Below are 22,991 nucleotides of genomic sequence, written 5' to 3'. Positions count from 1 at the left end.
CTGAATCGGCAATAGGCGTCGGTGGCGACCTCCGGTTGGTGATGTGGGGGTAAGCGGCGGCTCAGCCCTTGCCGTCCTTCCGATCGAAGGTGGGTACCGGCACACCCAGCAGGCCGTACACGAATGCCACATGCTCCTGCACAAAACCCTGGTCCAACGGCGCGTGGCCCAGCAGCAGGCGCATGTAGATGGGTGCGTAGAACATGTCTGCCAGCAGTTCCAGGTTGGTGGACGGCGGCAAGCCGCCCGAACTCCGCCATTCGGCCAGCACTTCGCGGACCACCGCGCGGCGGCCGTAGTGGAAGCGCTCGCGGAACTCGCGGGCCACGTCCGGGTTGGCCTGACCCTCCGCAATGATCTGCGCCACGATTCGTCCGGACCAGCCTGCGTACTGCCGGGTTAGGGCGGCGATGTGCAGGGCGATGGCATCGCCCGGCGGCAAATCACGGCGCATCGGCGTCTTTACTACGTGGTTTTCCATGAAGGCGTCTATCACCACCAACGCCTTCGATTCCCACCAGCGGTAGATGGTGGCCTTGCCGGCTCCGGCCTCCCGTGCGATGGCTTCGATGGTGATGGCCTGCACGGTGTTGGTTTCCAGCAGGCGCATGGTGGCGGAGAGGATCTGCGCTCGCGTGGCCTCGTTGCGAGGCCGGCCCCGGGTGCGTACGCCCGGGTCAGTGGTTTCAGGAGCGGCTGTGGGCATGGATGATGGTCTTTCGAACGTTGGTAAAACGATCCGTATCGCTTGGATAATCGTTTGAGATCTTATCAGCCACGCCCGGTCGTCCCGCCCCCGTGCCGCCCCTACGCCACGGAACTCAGCGGACCGCTTCACCCGCCAGTGTTTCGGACGAGAAATGGCTCTCGGTCAGACGCGGCGTCAGCAGCTTGTATTGCTCCTTGTAGGAGTTCATCAGCTCCGATGTGAAGTAGGTGCCCGCCAGAAGGTCGTAGGTGCCCCAGACGGTGCCCACCACGCCGGGGAGGTCCGGCATGGCCACTGGGATGGAGAAGGGCATGCGGGCCAGCTGGCCGTTGGCGTCCCAGCGATCGGCCAGCACTGGCCACCAGCTGTCCTCGTCCACGTAGTACACGCTCTTGGGCGAGGTGTGGCGCTGGCCGGGGCGCAAGGCTGCCTCGACCACCCACACGCGATGGAGCTCCCAGCGGACGACATCGGGGTTGAGATGGTGGGCACCTAGGATGTCGCTGTCCTTGGCCGGCTGCAGGATCCGGTTGGAGTTGTACGGGATATACATCTCCTTCTTGCCGACCAGCTTCCAGTCGTAGCGATCCATGCGCGAGGCATAGGTCTCGATCTCGTCAAAGGTGACGATGCCGGCGGCGGTCGGGTGCGGCGTGTCGCAGCAGGAGTTGGGCAGCTTACGTACCCGACGCTGGCCGGTAAGGTAGACCCACGTGGAGGTCTTGCTCTCGTCTACCGCCTGGTGTCCCAGGATGGCCTCGCCGGCGCGAATGGTCGGTGCGGAGGTGGCGACGCGGACCATCCAATAGGACCCGCTGAACTTCTCGGGCGTACCCTCCTTAAAGTAGTAAGGCGCCAGATTGTCCACGTTGAGTGAATGCACCAGCACCGCCCGACCTTCGGAGGTGACCTGGTAGCCGTTGCTCTGGGTGTTCCAAGACTCGCCGCGCCAGCGCACCTGGGCGTTCAGCATCACATCCGCGCCCGTCTTCGGGATCGGGAAGGGGACACCGCCATAGGCGCCCTTGGCCACGGGGCCGCTGCCGTTGTCCTGGACGACGGCCCGTGTGGCGTTGAGGAAGGTGTTGTCGTAGATCCATTGAGGCGCTGCGGCCGTACGTCGGGTGGGATAGACGTCGACCCTGAAGCTTTCCGGGTACTTGGCCAGCATCGCTCGGGTGCCGTCAGTCAGTTTGTCGGCATGCTGCTCCATGTTCTTCGCGGTGATCTGCAGCAGGGGTCTATCGGCGGCGAACGGGTCCGGACGGCGGCCGTTCTGGACGCCGGGAGTGGGTGTGGTCAGACCACCTGTCCAAGCGGGAATGGTGCCTTCTTTGTTGCCGGCACGTTCCGCACCGAGCGGGGTCAGCTCGGTCTTCAGGCGTGCAGCTTCCGCCGCCGTGACTTCCGCGCGTGCAGCACCGGCCGCTAGCGTAATCGCGATCAGGATTGACAGGGTGGTCGAATGAGGTGTCTTCATGATGTTCTTCGGAATGTGTAATTAGATGGCTCGGCGCACGGAAAGGGCGATGAAGTCGCGGTCCTTCAGGTACTGCCGGTAGGAGTAGGAGTTGCTGCCGTCGAGCAGGGGCCCCTGCCCGCCCAGGAAGTGGGTATAGGCCAGGCTGAAGTGCCAGACGCCCAGGTAGGTTCCCTTGACGCCGAGCGTGAAGTCGCCGCCGCCGGACGGCGGAAGGGCGCCGGCGCCGAGCGCCATCGAGCGTGAGCCCTTGGGGCTGTAGCCCAGGCCGACCGGCACCGACAGGTCGAGGCCGGGCAGCACCTGCCGGTAGGCCGGTTCGAACAAGGCGCGCAGCGCCACGGCATCACGGGTGGCGTTGGGGTCCAGTGCGTTGGCGTTGCGGGTCACCGACATCACCCGGTTCCAGGCCACCTCGGCTACCAGGCTCGCTTCGTTGTACAACGGCGAGTTCGGCATGGTCCACATGGCGTTCACGTTGACGTGCGCCGTCTTGCCGACTGCGTAGGCCGGCTTGGAGCTGTTGTCGCTGTTCAGGCCCGTGAAGAAGCCGGTGTCGTTGGCCCGGGTGCTGGCTAGGTCCTGGTTATGTCGCACCGAGACTTCCGCCGCCAGGTTGACGTCGCCGAAGGTCCGCGAGGCACTGGCGCCAAGCGCGGTGATGCCTTCTTGGTAGGCCAAGCGGTAGCCGATGGGTCCTGGAATGAAACCGCCGCCCGACGCGGACGCCAGGCCGATGTTGGTGATCTGCTGGTGCGAGCGCTGGTGGAAGCGGATCAGGTACAGGCCGAAGTCGGACTCGTCGCCCTGCCATCGCACCTGCACGCCGCCCTGGCCGCTATTGCGTGCGCGTTGGTCGGGAAGGCGGCCGGCATTGGCAGCGAAGGGGCTGCCCGGGCCCGCAAGCAGCAGGCGTTCTCCACCCTCGGGGTTGGAGTCGAAGCCCGAGAAGTAGCTGCCGGCCGCCGGCAGCCGGTTGGGTTCCCAGCGGAACTGGTAGAACGCGCCGAACGACAGCGACGGGTTGAGTTGCCACTGCGCCGAAACCTGCGGTACGGGGCGGATCGCCTCCTTGAACTGCGTGTTCGGCACCGACAGCAGCTTGATGACATCCACTGGGTTCATGCCCCCGGCCACTGCGTTGGCGCCGAAGAACAGGCTTTCGCCCCATACCAGACTATGGTTGCCTAGGCGCACGGTGGCGCGGGTCTGGCCGAGGTCGAAGCCGCCGAAGACGAAGGCGTCCAGCGCCTCGATGCTGCGGCCATGCAGGCGGCGGGTAGTGGCGGTGAACTCGTTGTACGGCGCCGAGACCTGATTGGGGAAGGCGCCGCCGGCCAAACCGGGGTTGTCGTTACTGCGGTTGTAAGTGTCGTCGTACCAACTGGCGGCGCTCAGGCGCAGGCCGTAGCGCTTGGCGTACACCACGTCGAGTTCTGAAAGCAGGTCGACCCGGTTGGAGATCAAGCCCTTGCTGAAATTGCGGTTGCCGTCGTCGGTATTGGGCAGCGATGTCAGGCCCGAACTCTGGCCCTTGACGCGGGCGGCGGCGCTGTACTTCAGGGTATTGTCCCAGCGCGCGCTCAGGTCTGGGTTACCGGTCTCGAATTCGAACGCCAGCGCGTTTGACGCACACACGCAACTGGCGGCCGCCCACATGGCGGGGCGGTGGCGGGCGATGCCGCGACGTTTCTTGGTCTTCATCTCGTTGTCTCCTCGTTGTTGTCGAAAATGCGCGGCGCAGGCCACCCCCGGCGTCGGGCGGGACGCCATGGAAGGTCGGCCTGCGGAAGGCCGTCGGGAGGGGGGGCGGCGTGAACGCTGCCCGCGGACTCAGGGGGTCACGGCTACGCTGGCCGGCGCCGGACGCAGGCGCCGTGGCGGTGGGTCCTCCACCTCCGCCAGCTGCGCCAGGATGAGCGCCGGATAGGCGTCGCCATGAACACGCTGCATCAGGGTGGTGTGGTCCATGATGAAATCGCGCAGCGGCCGCAGGAATGCCGGGGTCTTGTGGAAGACCTTGCCGGCCACCCACGCCTCCTGCGAGACGCGGGCGCAATGCGGCTTGCGGCGGTCCTCGAACGCCTGCAAGGCGCGGCGCACGGAATCGAGGTCGGCGACGTCGACGTTTTGCAGCTCGCGCCCCAGGAAGTAGCCGTCCTCTATGGACATGCCGGCGCCATAGGCGGCGTAAGGCGAGGTCGGGTGGGCGGCATCCCCGACCAGCGTGATGCGGCCCTTCGACCACTGCTTGAGCGGCGGCCGGTCGCGGATTTCCCAACGGTGCGTGTGCGCCGGGTCGGTGCGCCGCACAAAGCCGGGCAGCGGTGCGTCGAAGTGCGAGATGAGCGACAGCGCACGGTCCTTGATGTTCTCCGTGAAGGGCATGCCGGCCTTCCAGGACTCCAGTACCCACCATTCGTAGCCGTTGCGGCCTTCGTGCCGGATCGGCGTGTAGCTGCCCTGCACGGTGCGGTCGTGTGCAAACACGCCCCGGGTGCCGATGGGCTCGTCGGTGAAGAAGTAGCCACCCATCAGGTGCAGGTCGTGGTTGCGGATCGGTGCGTCGCCCCACAGCTCCTTGCGCACCTTGCTATCGATGCCGTCGGCACCCACAACGATGTCGGCGATCACGTCGTCGCGGCCCTCGAACGAGATGACCACGTCGCGGCCGCGATCGACGATGCTGGTGCAGCGGTGGTCGAGCTGCAGCGCGCCGGCCGGCAGGGCGTCGAGCATGCGTTTATAGAGACCCCAGCGGAGCAGGCCGATGAAGCCGCCCTGGTATTCGTCGACCACCGCCTGCGGGATCACGAAATCGGCGCGCTTGTGCCCATCGAAGCGGCGCAACTGCGTCAGGGCGGCGGCACCGAGGTCATCGGTGTCAACGCCCAGAACCCGGAGCACCTTCTGCGGTGTGGGCCAGAGATTGAGGATGTTGCCCGCCGCCTTGATTTCGTGATAACGCTCGTACAAGGTGACTTGGAAGCCCAGTCGGTGCAGGGCAAGAGTAGTGGCCAGGCCACCAGGACCAGCCCCGATGACGGCGACGCGGCCGCGGGATTTTTGGATTGCCAAGTTGTTCTCCAGTCATTTATCAATACGATTCGTTTCGTACGATATTTAAATGATGGCATTTCTCGGCTGGCGGTCGCTTAGCGCAAACCCTTGATCAGCGTCCTTGTCGAAATCTGACTTCCACCTGTCGGACGGACTCCCCACTAGGTCCGCGATCTGGCGGATGCGCTGGGGACCCATGCGCTGCGACAGCGCCATGACGCTCATGGCGGCGATAGGCTGGCCCAGCGTGTCGCGCACCGTCATGCCGACCGCGGTGACGCCCAGACCGACGCGGTTGCTGATGACGGCGACCCCGTCGGCGCGTGCCTGGTCGCAGGCCTGAGCCAGCGTCACCGCGTCCAGCCGGCCGAAGTCGGGCAAGGCCAGGGCGACGCGTTCGATGATGTGCTGGCGTTCTTCCGATTCGACGGCCGCCAGCATGGCCAGTCCGCCCGCACCGACGCCCAGTGGCCGGCGGCTGCCGGCCTCCGGCACCAGTGCCCTGATCGGAAAACTGCCCTCCCGCCGGTGCATGCACACCGCGTCGAAGCCGCTGCACACCACCAGGTAGGCGGTGTCGCCGGTGGCTTCGGCCAAGGCGGTCATCTGCGTTTCGCACAGGATGTCGTGCGTGCGAAAATTGCAGAGGGATTTGCAATGGCCGACCCTTCGAACGCTGCCCACTACCGGGCCCGGGAAGCCGCCTATGGCGCCCGCCCTGGATGCGCGGGATGCTCACATCCGCCTGGCCTTGACCGTCGGCGACTACGGTCGCACGGCCAGCATCTACAACTTCTTGTCGCAGGCGGGGCGTTTCGGTTTGTCGGCGGAAGAGGCGCGCAAGGAAATCGATCGACTCGTCGATGTTGCCCGGCATTGGCGCGGCGGCTTCTTCGCCTGCGGCGTGTCGGTCAGGGACATCGACTACATCGCTCCGGCCATCCTGCCCGAGTGCTTCTTCTTCGAAAGAAGACCCGATACCTGAGGTATCGCATGACTTGCATGATTGGCAGACCTAACCGACTTTCCCTCCCGAGGATGACTGTCGGGTCCGGTGCTTTTTCTGTATCACATTTGATTGATGATGATGTCGAAAACGTCGACGCCCCGCAAATCGCTCCATCTCCCGCGCCAGCAAAAGACCCGCGCTTCTGACGGTAAAAACGACGGTAAGGACCCATGTCGATCGCAGCTAAGTCCTTTAACCATGCGGTTTGGACCGCCTGTTGATGATGGAGTGGGACGAACAAGCGGTGTAGTTGCAGAGCATCAGACCGTCATTGCGCAGGTAATCCGAACCTATGGTGACGGCGCCATCATGCATCCCCTTGCACAACAGCCTCCTGAGCCCTTGGCCCCCGGCCTCGCTGAAACGTAACGATCCACGCATGCTTTTCTGACTCGCGAAGTGCGGCGGGCGGAGATCGATGGGGTTCGTGACTGTATCGATACGGCCGGATAGGCGGGGCTGGAGCTGACTGGCATCGGGATCGCACCATGGCCGGTCCGGCGCTGTCGACCCTGCTTGGAGTGGCGCAGAGTTGGCGGCTCCGCAGAGCCGGGCCGATATGGACGGAAATCGCCTGGTGATCGCCGTGCGCGAGGGGGCGCGAGACACAGTGAACCAGGCCGGGCAGGAGATCACAAAGCGCAATGCGAGGATCTAGCCGAAACTGGCGATCCGGCCGGGATTTCCGATGCGGGTGATGGTGAGCAGGGTTCTCATCCTGCGGCCGTACCAGCCGCTGTTCTTCAAGCGCGGGAGTTCGCCATGAGCACAGGTACGAGTCGATTAAGCCTGGAGCGCTGCCACGCGCGTAGCGTGAAACTGATGATCACAGTGCCGGTGGAATTCAAGACGTAGCTCGAGGCATATGCCGAGGTGCACAGCCATCTGCATGGGCCAGTGGATGCGATGGCGCTGATTCCGCCCATGCACTCGGCGTTCATTGCATGGGATCGGCGATTCAAGGCGCTGAGGGTCAAGGCGAAGCCGAGGGCGGAATACGTTCGTCCGGGTGTGTCGCTCATCGCGTTCAGGTGAAAAGACGTGGCAGTTCCAGGGCAAGTGCAGCAGGAGATCGGCGGCCAAGCCCAGCACCGCTTCGACGAGGCCTGCCGTCGGCAGCAGCACGCAATGGCCTGTGCTACGCATCGGGTGGCGCGATCTGCATGGCCACTTGACCCAGAAAGGCGACTGGACCGCAGAAGGCCGTAACTTGTTCGATTCCACCGATCAAACAGCGCCATCAAAAGCAGCGCATGCATAGGATCGCCCAACGGCTCAAGATATGACGGACGGTCGATGTTCATCGTTCCCGAACAACTCCACCACAGACTCTCGCAACCACTTCACCGCTGCATCCGACTGATACCGCGGGTGCCAAAACTGCTTGAGGGCGTAAGGGCGGATATTGATCGGCGGCTCGACGATGCGCAGCCGCTCGATGCGGGTGTAGTAGTCGGCGATGGATCGGGGGACGGTGACGATCATGTCGGTCGCGGCGACGATGGCTGGCACAGTCAGGAAATGCAGGGAGGTCAGTTGCACCCGCCGCTTGTAACCTTTCTCCTTCAGGAGCGTCTCGAACAGCTCACCGCTGCGTCCCATCGGGATCACCACTGCGTGCGACATCTCCAGGAATTTGCGAAGCCCGATGCGCGATGAGCGCACCTCGGGGTGGTCGGCGCGCACGACGCAGGCCAATGAGTGCATGAAGAGCGTCTGCGTATAGAGCGTCGGTCGCTCCAGATTGGGGAAGAAGCCGAGCGCAAGGTCGCAGCGGCCATCCTCGAGCGCGCGTGCGATGTCCTCCAGCGGAAAGGTCTCGCATCGCACGTTGCAGTGGGGCGCTTCGCGCTGCAGATGCGCCATCAGGCGGGGCATGAAGTGCAGCTCCCCGACGTCCGCCATGGTCAGGACGAAGTCGCGGCGGGTCGTGGCTGGATCGAACACCGTGCCGTGCTGCACGGTCTCGTCGATCTCGGTGAGCGCTTTCCTCGCCGCTTCCACCACCTGGGTGCACCGCGCCGTCGGGAGCATACCGGCCGGTGATCGCACGAACAACGGGTCACCCAAGCTCTTTCGCAGCCGCCCGAGTGCAAGGCTGGTGGCGGGCTGGCTGAGATCCAGCTCGACAGCGGCCTTGGAAACGCTGCGCCATCGATGGACGGCCACCAGCACGCGCAGCAAGTTGAGATCGAAACCGAAGTGTTCGGACATTTGCAGTGTAAATAATGAATTTAACTTCAAGTTTATTGTCTAAATGGCTGCACTGGCAGATCCTTGCTCTCCATAAAAATGCCGACCAGGAATGTCCGTCGGTCAGACAGGAGACGAACCCCATGGATTCGAACGGGCACCCGATCGCCCAGCGGGCCGGCTCCGCCGCTTCGCTGGACTCACGCTTCGACGTCGAGACAGCGATTACCTTCCTGAACGGCAACAGCGCTCTGATCCGGATGATGGTCGAGCAGATGCGGTCGGACCGGGCCGCGGGGCTGCGCAGTCAAGCCTTCGTCACGGGTTATCCGGGCTCACCCCTGGGAAGCATCGACATCGCGTTGCGGCAAGCGCGCAAGACGCTCGATGCGCACGGAATCACGCACCGCGAGGCCCAGAACGAGGAGTTCGCCGTCTCGATGCTGAGCGGCACCCAGATGCTGGAGGAACACCCCCATCCCGAGGTCGACGGCGTGGTCGGCTACTGGTACGGCAAGGGACCGGGGCTGGACCGCGCGGGTGACGCACTCAAGCATGCCAACTTCGCTGGGACAAGCAAGCATGGCGCCGTGGTCATCCTCAGCGGCGAAGACCATGAAGCGAAAAGCTCGACCGTTCCTTACCAGCAGGAATTTTCGTTCGAGCACCACGGCATCCCTGTGCTGTACCCGGCGAGCATCCAGGAAATTCTTGACTATGGCCTGCATGCAGCCGCGCTCTCGCGCTATTCGGGCTGCTGGGTGGCGCTGAAGCTTGTCGGAACGCTGTGCGACGGCGGAGAAGTCGTGCAGCTGCATGCGCATGGGATTCGGCCGGTACTTCCCACACTGGAGCTCGCGGGCCAGCCGTTCGCGAAGGCTGCGAACCATCGCTTCTTTCCTGTGACCAACGTCGAGACGGAACGTCGGCTCTACGACGAGCGTCACGCTGCCGTACTTGCGTATGCACGCGCGAACCATCTCAACCGGGTCGTCCAGTCGACGCCCGAAGACCGCATCGGCATCGTCAGTGCCGGCAAGAGCTGGACCGATACCTTGCAGGCGCTCGAAGATCTCGGGCTGGACCGCGCCGTGATGCAGGCCCAAGGCGTGAGGCTGGCCAAGGTGGGCCTGCTCTGCCCCGGCGATGCCGCCTTTTTCCGCGAGTTCGCGCAGGGCCTCCATACCGTCATCGTCGTCGAAGAGAAGCGCGACTTCCTGGAGCGGCAGGTGGCCGTCGGCATCGTCGGTACCAGCGTTCGAGAACTGTTCGGAAAGCAGGACTCGCAGGGCGATCGGCTTTTCCCTGTGCACGGTGGCATGACGAGCGACATGGTCGCCGAGCGGCTTGCGCGCGTGCTCCAGCGCCACTTCGAGCTGCCGCAACGGGGCCTGCAGCGCGTGCGCTATCTCGCGCAAAAGACGGCCCACCGCGCCGCCAGCCTGCCGGCACGCGCGCCCAACTACTGCTCGGGCTGCCCGCACAACGTATCGACGTTGCTAGCGCCGGGGCAGGTGGCGTGGGGAGCACCGGGCTGCCACCTGTTCGCTGCATTGATGGAAGACCCGCAAAAGCGAGTCGAAGGAACGACGCAGCTGGGAGGTGAGGGCTTGCCATGGCTTGGACTGGCGCAATACACCAGCCGCGCGCACATCGTGCAGAACGTCGGCGATGGCGCGCTGGCGCATTCGAGCTACCAGAACATCCGGTTCGCGATCACCACCGGAGCGAACATCACGTTCAAGTTGCTGATCAACGGCGTGCTGGCCAACACAGGCGGACAGCAGGCGGTTGGTGCGACCGCCATCGCCGACCTTGCAGGTCGCTTGCTTCAGGACGGGGCCGCCCGCGTCGTGCTGGTGAGCAAGGAAAAAGAGCAGTATGCGGTGGTGCGTCTACCTACAGGGCTTGTGCACCGCACGCCGTCGGAGCTCGAGGCCACGATGGCGGAGCTGGCGCAAGTGTCCGGCGTCACCATCGTGATCTACGACGGTGCTTGCGCCAACGAGCGGCGCCGCCGCCAGAAGCGCGGGCTGGAGCCAGCGCCGACGCTGTTCACCGTGGTCAACGAGGAGGTGTGCGAAAACTGCGGCGACTGCGGAGCGAAGGCGAACTGCATGTCGCTGCAGAAGGTCCCGACGGAGTTCGGACTGAAGACGCAGATCCACCAGTCGACCTGCAACCAGGACATGGCCTGCCTCGACGGCGAATGCCCTTCGTTCGTCACCGTGGAAGTCTCCCCCGGCACCGGGGTGCGCAAGCCCGTGCGGCCAACGATCCGGGCCGAGGATCTGCCGAAGGTCAAGGTCGCGCCGCTGGCGGCGCCGTACCACGTCTATTTGCCGGGCCTCGGCGGCTCCGGTGTGCTGACGGCCAGTGCGATCCTGGCGCAGGCGGCGGCGATGGACGGCCTGCAGGTCAAGACCTACGACCAGACCGGGGCCTCGCAGAAGTGGGGCGCGGTTCTGTCCAGCCTGATCCTCGCGCCGGCGGATGCGCCTTCGCACACCAACAAGGTCGGCATCGGCAAGGCCGACCTCTACCTTGCGCTGGACCTCCTGGCGGCGGTTGACGCGAACAACTTGAAGTGCTGCGATGCGGGACGGACCCGCGCCGTGATCAACTCGGGCGTGTTTCCCAATGGGGACGTGGTGCGCGACTCGCGCAAGTCGTTACCGGTCGATGAACTGGTCGCGACCGTCGCCGGAGCCGCTCGCGAGGACGGCAGGGTGACGCTGGACGCACGGCGGATTGCCGAGGTCCTGTTCGGCGACTTCATGATGACCAACATGGTGGCCATCGGCGCCGCATACCAGGCAGGGTGGCTGCCCATCCCGGCGGATCGGATCGAGGCCGCGATTGCCCTCAACGGCACCCAGGTTGAGACGAACACCCAGGCTTTCAGGGCGGGCCGGCTTTGGGTGCACGCGCCGGAGCAGATCGCACAGCTCGGGACCCTGCAGCCCCAGCCGCTGGCCGACCGCGCAGAGGCTTTGCGGACTGCCGACAAGACCGTGGCACTTGCGTCGTTCGAACTGCTGGCCGCCACGTTGCCGCCGAAGCTGCGTGACCGCGTCTTGTTGCGGGCCCGGGATCTGGCCGACTACCAGGATGCGAGGTATGCAAAGCGATACCTCGAGCAGGTGGCCGCTTCGGTGCGCGCCGAATCTTCGCTCGGCGCATCGGGATTTTCGTTTGCTGTGACCGCGGCTGTTGTCGACAGCCTGCACAAACTCATGGCCTACAAGGACGAGTACGAGGTGGCCAGGCTTCTCACGAAAACCGATTTCGAGCAGCGCGTCGGTGCCATGTTCTCGGGCCCGGTGCGGCTTTCCTACAACCTGCAGCCGCCATTCGCGAGACTGCTCGGGCTCAAGGGCAAGGTGCGCGTCGGCCCCTGGATGCGCCCGGTGCTGGTCGCCATGGCGCGGTTCAAGGTGCTGCGTGGCACCCCCGTCGACCCGTTCGGCCGAATGGCGTCGCGTCGCGAAGAGCGCACGCTGATCGACTGGTACGAAGCCCTGTTGCGCGACGGGCTTGCGCTCCTCGAACCAGGCAATACGGTGCTCGTGGCACAGCTGCTGGCTTTGCCGATGGACATCCGCGGCTACGAGCGCGTCAAGTCGGCCGCCGTCGCCGAGGTCAGGCAACGCGCCGATGCACTGCTGGTCCAGCTTCGTCGGCCACGCACGATCCCGATTCAATCCGTTCCCTTCGCGGCTTGACCGCACCGTTCCATCAAAACAGGAGACAACCCGATGACCCCCAACCTGAAACACCTCGCACTCGCGACGTTGCTCGGTGCGACTGCTCTGGCAGCAACCGCACAGGAAGCGCAACTGCGCCTGGCGACTGCATTCCCCGAAAACACGGCATGGTCGCAGGAAATCATCAAGTGGAGCGAGCGGGTCAACGCCCAGGGCAAGGGGCTGGTGAAGATCAACTTCGTCGGTGGCCCGCGCGCCGTGCCGACCTTCGAAATCGGCAACGCTGTCAAGAGCGGCGTCGTCGACATCGCCCTGAGTCCCGGCGCCTTCTATACCAACGTGTTTCCGGAAGCGGACACGTTGAAGATGGCGCAGATCCCGATTGCCGAGCAGCGCAAGAACGGCGCGGTCGACTACATCAACAAGGTTTGGAACGAGAAGGGCAACATGCAGTACCTCGCCCGGATGGTGGAGGGCTACCCGTTTCATATTTTCCTGACGAAGAAGCCGGAGAAGCTCGATTTCACCGGACAGAAGATCCGCGTGTCACCGGCGATCCGGCCCGCACTGCAGGCGCTGAACGGCAATCCCATCAACGTACCCCCCGGCGAGATCTACACCGCGCTCGAGCGCAACGTCATCGACGGCTACGGGTGGTCCATTGGCGGCGTGTTCGATCTGAACCTGGCGGCGATGACCAAGTACCGGGTCGACCCGGGCTTCTACGACGCCGACGTTTCGATCGTGATGAATCTCGACAAGTGGAAGAGCCTCAACCCGCAGCAGCGCGACTTCATCCAGAAGATGGCGATGGAAGTCGAGGCGAACTCCGGCTACTGGCGCAAGGAAGGAGAAGACGAGAAGCGCAGGCAGAATAGCTCGGGCATCCAGTCCGCCACCTTCAGCCCCGCAGAGACATCCAAGTACCTCGACAAGGTCTACGAGGCCGGCTGGACCGACCTGATCAAGCTGAGTCCCGTCCACGGCCCGAAGCTGCGCGCCCTCCTGTCGGCGGCCCCGAAGTGAACGCGATGACGCGCCTGCAAGCGGCCTTCGGCCGCATCTACGCTTTCATGATGACAGTCGCCTGCATCGTGCTGCTCGGTGTGGTCGGCTCGATTGCCGTCGATGTCCTGCTGCGCAACGTCGCTGTCCCGGGCTTGCCGCGCGGCTTCACGGCTGCGAACGACATCTCGGAGTACGGTCTGTATCTCTGCACCTTGTTGGCTGCCCCCGCGCTGCTGAGGGCGGGACAGCACATCCGGGTGGACATCCTGCTGCGGGCGATTTCTCGGCAGGTCGCCTGGGCCTGCGAGTGGGTGTCCGACGCTGCAGGCCTCGCCGCATGCGCGGCACTGGCCTGGATGGGGTGGATCATGGTCGGCAAGAGCTATGCAGCCGGCGCCATGCAGACGCGCAGTTTGGTGGTTCCGGAGTGGTGGCTGCTCGCCGGCATGCCGATTGCCTTTGCACTGCTGGCGATCGAGTTCGTGTTCCGTATGTGGCGGCTGGCCCACGGTCCGGTGGAGCCGCGTTCAGATGCGGTGTCGGCGGCATGAACGACTGGATCTTTCCGGCCGTATTGCTGCTGGGCGGCTCGACGCTGCTGCTCTTCGTCGGCATTCCCGTGGCATTCGCCTTCCTGGTGACGAACCTCGTCGGCGCCTGGCTGTACCTGGGCAACGAAGCGGGCCTCGGGCAGATCGTGCGCAACGGCTTTGTCGCGGTGAGCTCCTTCTCCCTGACGCCCATTCCACTTTTCATCCTGATGGGAGAGATACTGTTCCACACGGGTTTGGCGGTGAAGGTCATCGAAGGCGTCGAGCGCCTGATCACGCGCTTGCCCGGCCGGCTGGCGGTCGTCGCGGTCGTTGCTGGGACGGTGTTCTCCGCCATCTCCGGATCCACCATCGCGACCACTGCCATGCTGGGCTCGCTGATGGTGCCGGTCATGCTGGCACGGGGTTACCACCCCACGATGGCCACGGGTCCGATCATGGCGATCGGCGCGGTCGACATGCTGATCCCTCCAAGCGCGCTGACGGTGCTGCTGGGAAGCCTCGCAAACATCTCGATCTCCGGACTGCTGATCGGCGGCATCGGCCCCGGCTTGCTGCTGTCCACCGGCTTCGTGCTTTGGATCGTGATCCGGTGCACCATGAAACCATCCCTTGCACCTCCGACCGAGTTCGAGAGCTTCCGCGGCTGGGAGCGCTTCAGGCCATTCTTCCAGTACGTCCTGCCGCTGCTGTCGATCTTCGGCGTGGTGGTCGGCGCCATGGTGGCTGGCTGGTCGACGCCGACCGAGAGCGCTGCGCTCGGTGTGGTCGCGACGCTGGCGATCGCCGTGGCCTACCGCGCGCTGTCGCTCAAGGCGCTGATGCAGTCCCTGAGAGGAACCATCGCGATCGCCGGAATGATCCTGTTGATCATCATGGGCGCGACTACCTTCGCCCAGATACTGTCCTTCTCCGGCGCCTCCAATGGCATCGTCGAGGTGATCACCGGTACCGGGCTCGGGCCAATGGCCATCGTCGCCGGAATGATGTTGATCCTGATCTTCCTCGGGATTTTCGTGGACCAGGTGAGCATGATGCTGATCACCATCCCCATCTTCATGCCCATCGTGCAGAGGCTTGGGATCGACCCGATCTGGTTCGGGATCATGTTCCTGATCTGCATGCAGATGGGCTTGCTGCTGCCACCGCACGGCCTGCTGCTGATGACGATGAAGGGCGTCGCACCGCCGACCGTCACGATGGCTCACATCTTCCGCGCCGTCGCACCCTACGTGGTCATGAGCTTCATCGTGCTCGTGGCCGTGTTCTTCTTCCCGCCACTCGCGACGTGGCTGCCAGGAACTATCAAATGAGCGGTATTGAAACCCGTGCGCGCCTCCAGTTGGAAGGCGTGGTCTACACGCCACCCGAGCAGGCACTGCGCTATCTGGAGGCGGGCGCGTGGCAGCGCAGAACCGTCGGTCAAGCCCTAGCCGAGGTGGCAGAACGCCATCCGCACCGAGTGGCGTACATCTGCGAAGACCTTCGCATCACCTTCGCCGAACTGGACGACCGAAGCAGCCGGATCGCCGCCGGCCTGCGCGAGCTCGGCCTGCGGCCCGGTGATCGGGCCATCTTCCAGATGGGAACCGGCATCGACACGGCTCTGGCGCTGTTCGGATGTTTCAAGGCCGGCGTGCTGCCGGTCTGCACCATTCCGCAATACCGGTCGGTCGAAATCTCTGCGCTGGCGCAGGCGATCAGGCCGCGGGCCTTCTTTGTGCAAGCCGATGTCGCGCCGAACTTCGACCAGGTCGCGTTCGCCCAGGAAATGTCGACCTTGCACGCGATCGAGCACGTGGTAGTCGCGGGCGGCCGGTTGGAAGCGCCGGGAATTGCACTCGAGGATCTGGAGGCCCATCGCCCTGACGCCGCCTTTCAGGAACAGTGGAACTGCTGCGACGTTGCGGCGTTCCAACTCTCGGGTGGTTCGACGGGCGTGCCCAAAGTCATCCCACGCCACCATGGCGAGTACCTCGCGCACGCCAAGGCCTGGTGCGATCACTTTGGTTGCGGGGAGGGCGACGTCGGCATCTGGGCCCTCTCGATGTTGCACAACGCGGGCATGATGTTCTCGGTGTTGCGCTGCGTGCTGTACGGGGCTACCACCGTGTTGATGCCGCGCTGGGATGTAGCCCGCTTTTTCGCTTCCGTCGAGCGCGAGCACGTTCAACACGCTTTCACCATCGGTCCGCATGCGCCGGCCATCGCAGGCTGCACGGACGCCGCACGCCACGACCTTTCGTCGCTGCAGCTCACCCTCACGTTGATCGGTGCCGAGCCGATCGAGAAAGGCACCGGCCGCCCGGCGACCAACATGTACGGGATCACCGAGGGACTGGTGCTCTGCGGTACACCGAATGAGGCTGCCGCAGTGCGCCACGGTTCCATAGGCACCGTGTGCTGGACGCACGACGAAATTCGCCTGCTCGAACCCGGGACGGAGCGCGAGGTTCCCTTTGGCCAGTCGGGGGAACTCTGCTTCCGTGGACCCTCGTCGCTGCGAGGCTACTACGCAGCGCCGGACATCACCGCTGCGAGCATGACATCCGACGGCTTCTTCCGGACTGCCGACATGGTGCGCGCGAGCCAGGTGGATTCGCGGACGGTCTATTACTTCGAAGGACGAATGCGAGACAACATCAACCGCGGTGGAGAGAAGTTCGGCACGGAGGACATTGAACTGCTGCTCGGGCGACATCCACAGATCATGGATGGCAAGGTCGTCGCGATGCCCGACCCGATATACGGCGAGAAGGCTTGTGCCTACCTAGTCCCGCGCGAGGGCAAGACCCTTCCGACTGTCCAGGAGCTGGCGACCTTTCTCGTCTCCCAAGGGCTTGCGAAATACAAGTGCCCGGAGCGGATCGAGGCCGTCGAGGCCTTCCCCGTCACACGCGTCGGTAAGCTGGATCGCCAGCAGATGCGCCAGTGGATCGCGACCAAGCTCTCGTCCCAACCCTCCGCACAGTGAACGACCATGTACCAGTACACCTATGAACGCCGATTGCACTGGAGCGAGTGCGACCCCGGTGGGATCATCTTCTTTCCTCACTATGCGCGCTGGATGGTGGAGGGCCTGAACGAAATGTTCCTCGAACTTGGCGTAGACCCCAATGGTCCGCGCGGCGGCGCGGCGCTCGGTGGCTTGCCTGTCCTCGCCCTTGTCATGAAGTTCGCGAGCGCACCAGCCTTGCACGAAATGATCACTCACCGCATCGAAGTGACGCGCTTGGGCGGCAAGTCTCTGGCTTTCCGGCACTGCTTCCTGCACGGACAAGAACTGCTCATGGAAGCCGAGGAGACACGCGTGTGGGCCGAACATCCGCACGGCGATCCACGCGGACTGCGTGCGACGCCGATCCCTGACGAAGTGCGGGCACTTCTGAAGCAAGGCCTTTGAGCACCATTGCAAGGAGCATCATGAAATGAGAGTCAAGATTCTTGGCGGGGGGCCGGCCGGCCTCTATGCCGCCTATCGCATCCGGCGAGACGTGCCGGGCGCCGAAGTGACGGTGTTCGAGCAGAACAAAGCCCACACGACGTTCGGCTTTGGTGTGGTGTTCTCCGACCGCGCGCTGGAATTTCTCGCGGCAGGCGACGAGGAAACACTGTCGCTCATCACGGCAGGGCTCGAGAAGTGGAGCGACATCGAACTGCGCGTTCATGGCCAGCGCATTCGCGTGGATGGCGTCGGATTCACGGCCATCGGGCGGTTGCGTCTGCTGGACATCCTGCGCGAACGGGCACTGTCCGTCAGCGCCACCCTGATCGACAGCCGCGTCGTCCATGACGTCGCGGAGCTGGGTGAAGCGGATCTCGTGATCGGTGCGGATGGCGTGAACTCCCTGGTGCGCCGCGCGTTCGAGCCGCAATTCGGCACGCGGGTGACCTTGCTGGAGAACCGGTTCGCATGGTTCGGCGCCACACGGCCGTTCGACTTCCTGACTCAAACGTTCAAGCAGCTTCCGCAGGGAAGCTTCAATGCGCACCACTACCGCTACGAGCCTTCGATGAGCACCTTTCTGGTGGAAGTGGACGCGCAGACCTTCGAGCGCGTCGGCTTCGAGCAGATGAGTGAGGAGCAGTCGAGGCGTTACTGCGAAGATTTGTTCGCCGACGAGCTGGAAGGCGCCCGGCTGGTGACCAACAGGTCGATCTGGCGCCGCTTCCCGGTCATCAGCAACCAGAAGTGGGTGGCCGGCAAGCACGTGCTGCTCGGCGACGCGTTGCGGACCGCGCATTTTTCGATCGGATCCGGAACGCGCTTGGCGCTGGAGGATGTACAGGCGCTCGTCCATGCGCTCGCGGCGCACCCTGGCAGCGTGGACGACGCGCTGGGTGAGTTCGTTTTACACAGGAAGCCGATCGTGGACAAGCTGGCGGGGGCCGCGACGCGCAGCGCCACCTGGTACGACCATTTCGCCGAGCACCTGAATCAGCCTGCGTGGGAGGTTGCGATGTCCTACATCGGCCGATCGGGACGGATCGATCCCGAGCGCTTGCGAGCCATGTCTCCACGCTTCGTGGACGGCTATGAAGCGTGGCGAACCACTGCTGATGCCGCCGCCGTTGACAAGACCATGGGAAAGTCATGATGAACGCCAGTACGGAAGAGTCGGCGCGCGAGCGCTACTACGAGCAACTGCAGCCGCTGAACCTGGCGCCGCTGTGGAGCGTGCTCAAGGGCCTTGTCCCGGCGCAGCCCGTTCCCGCCGCCCGGGCCTGCATGTGGTCCTGGAACGAGGTGTACCCCCAACTGCTTCGGGCGGGCGAACTGATCACGGCCGAGGAGGCCGAGCGCCGGGTGCTGGTGCTCGAGAACCCGGGCCTGGCTGGGAAATCCCAGGTGACCGACACGCTCTACGCCGGCCTGCAGCTCATCCTGCCCGGAGAGACGGCTCCGGCGCACCGGCACACGCAATCGGCATTGCGATTCGTGCTGCACGGTTCAGGCGCCTACACCGCAGTCGACGGCGAGAAAACACCGATGCACCGCGGTGACTTCATCATCACACCGCACTGGACCTGGCACGACCATGGCCATGACGGGGACGAACCGGTGGTGTGGCTGGACGGGCTCGATGTTCCGCTGGTCACGTTCTTGCGGGCAGGGTTCCGCGAGGAGTTCTCGCACAAGGCTCAGAGCACCAGCCGTAGTTCGGGTGACAGCGCAGCGCGTTTCGGCTCGGGCCTCCTGCCGATCGACCATGTACAGCGCGGGCTCACGTCGCCGATGTTCTGCTACCCGTATGCGCGTGCGCGGGAGGCCATCGAGGTGCAGGCACGCACCGCCGACCCCGACCCGCATCTGGGCGTGTGCCTGCGGTACGTCAATCCGGCTACCGGCGGCTGGGCGATGCCGACGATCGGTGCGGTGCTGCGCTATTACCCCGGCGGATTCGCGACCCGACCGTACAGGTCAACGGACAGCACAGTACTGGTCGGTCTGGAGGGTGAAGCGGAAATTCGCGTGAAGGGATGCGACGCGCTATGCATCGGTCCCAACGATGTGGCTGTGGTCCCCGGCTGGAGCGAATGGACCGTGACCGCGCGCCGGAACACGGTGCTTTTCAGCTATTCGGACCGGCCCGTTCACGAAAAGCTGGGGCTCTTGCGCGAAGCCCGCAGCTGACCTGCTGCTACTACTACTACCTGGTTCAACAAGATGAAACTCTGCCTGTTTGACGATCACCGCATTGGTGTGGCGACCGGAACCGGCGTCGTCGACGTCACGCTAGCGTTCGCGCACATTCCCAAGGCTTCTTGGCCCTATCCGCCGGCGGACTGGCTGATCGAGAACTTCGAAGCCGCGCGGGAGGAGGTCGAGCGGATCGCCGCGTCCGGGACGCCCTTGCCCCTGGATCAAGTGCGCTTGCTGTCCCCCATCGCCAATCCCGGAAAGATCATCGGCGCACCCATCAATTACAAGGATCACATCGAAGAGGCGAATGCCGACAACGAGATCAACCACGGCAAGACCTACACCGAGCTGGACAAGTTCGGCCTGTTCCTGAAGGCAAACAGTTCCCTCATCGGCTGCAGCCAAGAGATTCAGATCCCATTTGCAGACAGACGCACCGATCATGAGGTGGAACTGGCAGTCATCATCGGCCGAACGGCAAAGCGCGTCTCCAGAGCGTCCGCGCTCGACTACGTTCTTGGCTACTGCATCGGGCTTGACATGACTGTGCGCGGCCCGGAGTTCCCAACGTTCCGCAAGTCGCCGGACACCTTCTCTGTCCTCGGGCCATGGATCGTCACCAAAGACGAGATATCCGACCCAAACAATCTCGACCTTGCCATTCGCGTCAACGGCGAGGTCAAGCAGTCATCGAACACGAAGTACCTTATTTTTAGCGTCCAACGATTGATCGAGTATGCGTCGGCCATGTACACGCTACATCCTGGGGACGTCATCATGACGGGCACTCCGGCAGGTGTCGGGCCGGTCGCCCCGGGCGATGTGCTGGACGTCTCGGTCTCGGGTGTCGGCACGATGTCAGTGCGCGTCGCCCGGTAGGTTGCACACGTCGTGCGATCTCGCTCGCTCTTGCGACCCTGGCGGCACAGATCAGCGCCCGAGCGCCTATTGAATGGGTCCCTCACGTGCGTCTTTCATCAAGTCCGCAGGCAATGCGACCTGCCCTGCTCGCGCGGCCGTAGCTCGAGCCCTTGCGGCCCCCGATGGGCACGTGGTGTCGACGCCTGCGGGAGTAAAAGGTCAAGATCGTGCGCGACAACGACTCGGCGATCCGTGCGAGCTTCGGCGTCGAAGAGACGTTCGCTCGGCAGTCAGCTGGAGACGGTGAAACCCAACGATTTGGTCAAGCGCTCCCACTGGGCTGACTCCTGGCGAACCTGGCGCGTGAATTGGGCCGGCGTGGATGATTGCACTTCCATGCCGACCTTGGCCATCGCATCGGCCACGTCCCTCTCCGCGAGGGCCTGCGCGAGGACGCGGCCCACCCGCTCGACCAAGTCCGCCGGCGCCCTCGCAGGCAGGAAGAATCCGTACCATTCGCGCGCCACCAAGGGATGGCCCAGCTCGGTCAGCGTCGGCGTGTCAGGAAGGAACGGGGATCGGACCTGGCCTGCAATGGCCAGAATACGCAGCCGGCCCGGGTGCTGCAGGTAGTCGCCGATCGGACCGCAGAAGGCAGCGATCTGGCCGCCCAGCAGATCCTGGACACCGGGCGTCGTCCCGCGGTACGACGGATGCTGGGCATCGGCAATACCGAGGTACTTGGCCGCGAGCGCCGCGACCATGTGGGACATGGAGCCGGCGCCGGGATTGCCAAAGGAGCCTCTGCCGGGATTGGCGTTCAGCCAGGCCGCGAACTCCGCAAAGGTGCGAACGATCGCTGGAACCGCCGGTCCCACCGCGATACCATGGTCTGTGTAGGCGCCCGTCGAAACCGCGGTAAAGCTGCCAGCTCCGTATTGCAGCTTAGGATAGGTGAACGGATAGATTGTCACGACCGACGAAGGCTGGAGCAGCAAGGCCGTCCCGTCTGCGGGCATGTCTTTGAAGATCGCCGCGGCTATCTGGCCACCGGCACCGGGGCGGTTGTCTACGACCGCAGTGCCTGCATAGCGGCCCCGCAGCTTCTCGCCCACCCGCCGCGCCAGCGCATCCATCGTGCCACCGGGCGGAAACCCGATCACGATCTTGGCAGTGTCTATTACCACCGGCTGCGCGCCTGCACCGGTGGCCAGAAAACCCGGCAACGCCAGCGCTGCGGCAACTTGTCTCCTTGTCAACATGGCGTGTCTCCCTTTTTAGGAGTAAAGAATGATTGACTCGTCCGGAAGCTTCGCGAGGAAGGTCCCCAGGCCCAGGCGTCGCGTGCCGTCGTCCAGGTTCTCGCTCGGGGTCCATCCATGGGGATTGCGGTTGTTGAACATCACGACGTCGCCCACCGTGGGCTCGAAGGTGACGCTCTCGGCGTCGGCGACGCTCTCGGCCGACATGAAGATTTCGGGCGTAGACACGTTGCGGTCCGTCGCCCACGGCCGGTTGTAGACTGTGGTGAATCCCCCTTTGGTCGGGCGCTCTAGGTACAGATTCACCGCAACGTCGGCGTTGACCTTGCCGAGGACCTCATAGTCCGGTGCGGTGTAAGGCCCGAAGCCGCAATGCAAGGGTCCGCCCAGTGTGGCCAACCGGAAGATGCCGGCGTAGTATGGTCCCAGGCCGGGCTCCTCGCCGACACGTACGGGCTCCTTCCAGGCAGAGCGAACCAGATCGAGGAAGCGCTGGATGCCGTCGAACGACTGGGCGAACACCGTCTTCTGTGTCTTGCGCGCAGCCGCACCTTCTTCAAAATAATCCTTCTTCGGGCGCGACGCATACTGGAACTGCGCCACGCCGACAAAACGTGCGTGCTGGTGCGAGGGATGCGCCGTGGGAAGCTGGAAATACCCAGTCGGATCCACCGTCTCGAACGCCGTAACCATGCGTTTGATCTCATCGGGTGCTGCGAAGTTGCGGATGCGGATCATCGGAATCTCGTTGTTGAACAACGCGCGAAGGTTCTCGACTGTTAGCGGCTGCGCCTCCTTGGTCTTCCAGGGGGCGGTGGAAATGGGTGCGTGGGGAACGCTGTGCATGGTTTGTCTCTCTCGGGTATAAGTTCTGGTTTGATCGATGGTGCCGCAGACTGACCGCCCGTCCGCAGCGATCACTTCAATGCGCACGCGGTCACCGCTGCGCAAGTACGGCTGCAGCTCGCCTGGCTGCGTGCCGGATAGTTGCTGGCGCATCTGCGCCTCGGTGAGGCACGCGCTGCCGGTCGCAAGGTCGGCGCTGGAGAACGTGCTAGCACCGTCGGTGGTCCCCTCGCGAATGCAGTCGACGGCTTGCTCTGGTAGAAGCCGAAACCTTTGCGCAGCTCGGTTGGAATCACACCGCGCAGCGAAATGTCATTAAACAGAACCACCAGGCGGATGAGGCGTGCGGCAACCTCCGGGTTGGCACCTTGCGGAAAGTCGCCTGTTACCACGGCGATCTCGGCTTTGAAATCAACGTCCCATGCGTCGTCGTAGCCTGTCAATGGCGCCAGCCCGCCGCGGGTGGCCGCCCTGACGACCGGCATCTCAGCCAGCCCGTAGGGCGTTCCGCGGCCCGCGATGAAGAGATCCAGGTTCATGCCGGCCGCCACGTGTAGCGTGCCGCATACAAAATTGCCCGATGGTGTGGCGGCACAAACCGACCCTCGCTCAACGCCTTGCTGCACAGCCGGAGGTCGCCGTGCTTGAACCGCTCACTGAC

At 64.2% G+C, this 22,991-nt stretch carries 19 protein-coding genes and 2 pseudogenes; 12 read left to right on the top strand and 9 right to left on the bottom strand.

Translation table 11 applies throughout. The annotated features are described in order from the left end of the window. Positions 1 to 61 precede the first annotated feature (61 nt). The 5 genes from ACSFBC_RS06070 to ACSFBC_RS06050 all read right to left on the bottom strand — a co-directional run bounded on the left by ACSFBC_RS06070 (position 62) and on the right by ACSFBC_RS06050 (position 5,846). The gene (locus ACSFBC_RS06070) at positions 62 to 706 is read right to left on the bottom strand and encodes a TetR/AcrR family transcriptional regulator (protein ID WP_435509426.1); all 645 of its coding nucleotides are present in this window, start codon (positions 704 to 706) and stop codon (positions 62 to 64) included. Between the two features lie 115 nt (positions 707 to 821). Next, positions 822 to 2,189, bottom strand: a complete 1,368-nt coding sequence (locus ACSFBC_RS06065) for a DUF1329 domain-containing protein (protein ID WP_435509425.1) — start codon at positions 2,187 to 2,189, stop codon at positions 822 to 824. A gap of 21 nt (positions 2,190 to 2,210) precedes the next feature. Continuing rightward, positions 2,211 to 3,893 (bottom strand): DUF1302 domain-containing protein, encoded by a 1,683-nt coding sequence (locus ACSFBC_RS06060; protein WP_435509424.1) that lies wholly within the window; start codon positions 3,891 to 3,893, stop codon positions 2,211 to 2,213. 129 nt (positions 3,894 to 4,022) lie between these two features. Next, positions 4,023 to 5,267, bottom strand: a complete 1,245-nt coding sequence (locus ACSFBC_RS06055; RefSeq protein WP_435509423.1) for an FAD-dependent oxidoreductase — start codon at positions 5,265 to 5,267, stop codon at positions 4,023 to 4,025. A 45-nt stretch (positions 5,268 to 5,312) separates the two neighbouring features. Further along, positions 5,313 to 5,846, bottom strand: coding sequence for an IclR family transcriptional regulator (locus ACSFBC_RS06050; RefSeq protein ID WP_435509422.1), 534 nt, complete (start codon positions 5,844 to 5,846; stop codon positions 5,313 to 5,315). A gap of 109 nt (positions 5,847 to 5,955) precedes the next feature. Between ACSFBC_RS06050 and ACSFBC_RS06045 the strand changes: the two genes are divergently transcribed. The 3 genes and pseudogenes from ACSFBC_RS06045 to ACSFBC_RS06035 all read left to right on the top strand — a co-directional run. Then, complete coding sequence (locus ACSFBC_RS06045; RefSeq protein ID WP_435509421.1) at positions 5,956 to 6,234, top strand: hypothetical protein; 279 nt, start codon at positions 5,956 to 5,958, stop codon at positions 6,232 to 6,234. Between the two features lie 485 nt (positions 6,235 to 6,719). Continuing rightward, positions 6,720 to 7,024, top strand: a pseudogene (locus ACSFBC_RS06040) (TrbI/VirB10 family protein); the annotation flags it as partial. A 101-nt stretch (positions 7,025 to 7,125) separates the two neighbouring features. Next, a pseudogene (locus tag ACSFBC_RS06035) lies at positions 7,126 to 7,293 on the top strand (hypothetical protein); the annotation flags it as partial. A gap of 240 nt (positions 7,294 to 7,533) precedes the next feature. On the opposite strand, the gene ACSFBC_RS06030 reads toward ACSFBC_RS06035, so the two are convergent. Then, positions 7,534 to 8,472 (bottom strand): LysR family transcriptional regulator, encoded by a 939-nt coding sequence (locus ACSFBC_RS06030; protein WP_435509420.1) that lies wholly within the window; start codon positions 8,470 to 8,472, stop codon positions 7,534 to 7,536. Between the two features lie 122 nt (positions 8,473 to 8,594). Here ACSFBC_RS06030 and ACSFBC_RS06025 point away from each other — a divergent pair, with 122 nt between their 5' ends. Genes ACSFBC_RS06025 through ACSFBC_RS05985 form a run of 9 tightly spaced genes read left to right on the top strand, consistent with a single transcriptional unit; the run spans position 8,595 to position 20,240 of the window. Then, positions 8,595 to 12,176: an indolepyruvate ferredoxin oxidoreductase family protein gene (locus tag ACSFBC_RS06025; protein WP_435509419.1), complete on the top strand. Its 3,582-nt coding sequence runs from the start codon at positions 8,595 to 8,597 to the stop codon at positions 12,174 to 12,176. Positions 12,177 to 12,209: 33 nt separating this feature from the next. Continuing rightward, positions 12,210 to 13,184: a TRAP transporter substrate-binding protein DctP gene (gene dctP, locus ACSFBC_RS06020; protein WP_435509418.1), complete on the top strand. Its 975-nt coding sequence runs from the start codon at positions 12,210 to 12,212 to the stop codon at positions 13,182 to 13,184. A gap of 5 nt (positions 13,185 to 13,189) precedes the next feature. Next, on the top strand, positions 13,190 to 13,717 hold the full coding sequence (locus tag ACSFBC_RS06015) for a TRAP transporter small permease (RefSeq protein WP_435509417.1): 528 nt from the start codon (positions 13,190 to 13,192) through the stop codon (positions 13,715 to 13,717). Further along, positions 13,714 to 15,030, top strand: coding sequence for a TRAP transporter large permease (locus ACSFBC_RS06010; RefSeq protein ID WP_435509416.1), 1,317 nt, complete (start codon positions 13,714 to 13,716; stop codon positions 15,028 to 15,030). Before ACSFBC_RS06015 ends, ACSFBC_RS06010 begins: the two co-directional genes overlap by 4 nt. Then, a complete protein-coding gene (locus tag ACSFBC_RS06005; protein WP_435509415.1) occupies positions 15,027 to 16,691 on the top strand; it encodes an AMP-binding protein in 1,665 nt (554 codons plus the stop codon). Before ACSFBC_RS06010 ends, ACSFBC_RS06005 begins: the two co-directional genes overlap by 4 nt. A 6-nt stretch (positions 16,692 to 16,697) precedes the next feature. Beyond that, positions 16,698 to 17,120 (top strand): acyl-CoA thioesterase, encoded by a 423-nt coding sequence (locus ACSFBC_RS06000; protein ID WP_435509414.1) that lies wholly within the window; start codon positions 16,698 to 16,700, stop codon positions 17,118 to 17,120. A 25-nt stretch (positions 17,121 to 17,145) separates the two neighbouring features. After that, entirely contained in the window at positions 17,146 to 18,315 is a 1,170-nt protein-coding gene (locus ACSFBC_RS05995; protein WP_435509413.1) for an FAD-dependent monooxygenase, read from the top strand. Next, positions 18,315 to 19,352, top strand: a complete 1,038-nt coding sequence (gene gtdA, locus ACSFBC_RS05990) for a gentisate 1,2-dioxygenase (protein WP_435510029.1) — start codon at positions 18,315 to 18,317, stop codon at positions 19,350 to 19,352. The genes ACSFBC_RS05995 and gtdA overlap by 1 nt, the downstream gene beginning before the upstream one ends. A 33-nt stretch (positions 19,353 to 19,385) precedes the next feature. After that, positions 19,386 to 20,240: a fumarylacetoacetate hydrolase family protein gene (locus ACSFBC_RS05985; protein WP_435509412.1), complete on the top strand. Its 855-nt coding sequence runs from the start codon at positions 19,386 to 19,388 to the stop codon at positions 20,238 to 20,240. Between the two features lie 272 nt (positions 20,241 to 20,512). Here the strand turns inward: ACSFBC_RS05985 and ACSFBC_RS05980 are convergent, their stop codons facing one another. The 3 genes from ACSFBC_RS05980 to ACSFBC_RS05970 all read right to left on the bottom strand — a co-directional run bounded on the left by ACSFBC_RS05980 (position 20,513) and on the right by ACSFBC_RS05970 (position 22,956). Beyond that, entirely contained in the window at positions 20,513 to 21,484 is a 972-nt protein-coding gene (locus tag ACSFBC_RS05980; protein WP_435509411.1) for a tripartite tricarboxylate transporter substrate-binding protein, read from the bottom strand. A 15-nt stretch (positions 21,485 to 21,499) separates the two neighbouring features. After that, a complete protein-coding gene (locus tag ACSFBC_RS05975) occupies positions 21,500 to 22,330 on the bottom strand; it encodes a 2OG-Fe(II)-dependent halogenase WelO5 family protein (protein WP_435509410.1) in 831 nt (276 codons plus the stop codon). Between the two features lie 71 nt (positions 22,331 to 22,401). Next, positions 22,402 to 22,956, bottom strand: a complete 555-nt coding sequence (locus tag ACSFBC_RS05970; protein ID WP_435509409.1) for a fumarylacetoacetate hydrolase family protein — start codon at positions 22,954 to 22,956, stop codon at positions 22,402 to 22,404. Between the last annotated feature and the right edge of the window lie 35 nt (positions 22,957 to 22,991).

Source organism: Variovorax frigidus, from assembly GCF_051216515.1.
Classification (GTDB): Bacteria; Pseudomonadota; Gammaproteobacteria; order Burkholderiales; family Burkholderiaceae_C; genus Variovorax.
This window is presented reverse-complemented; position numbering and strand designations above follow the sequence as displayed.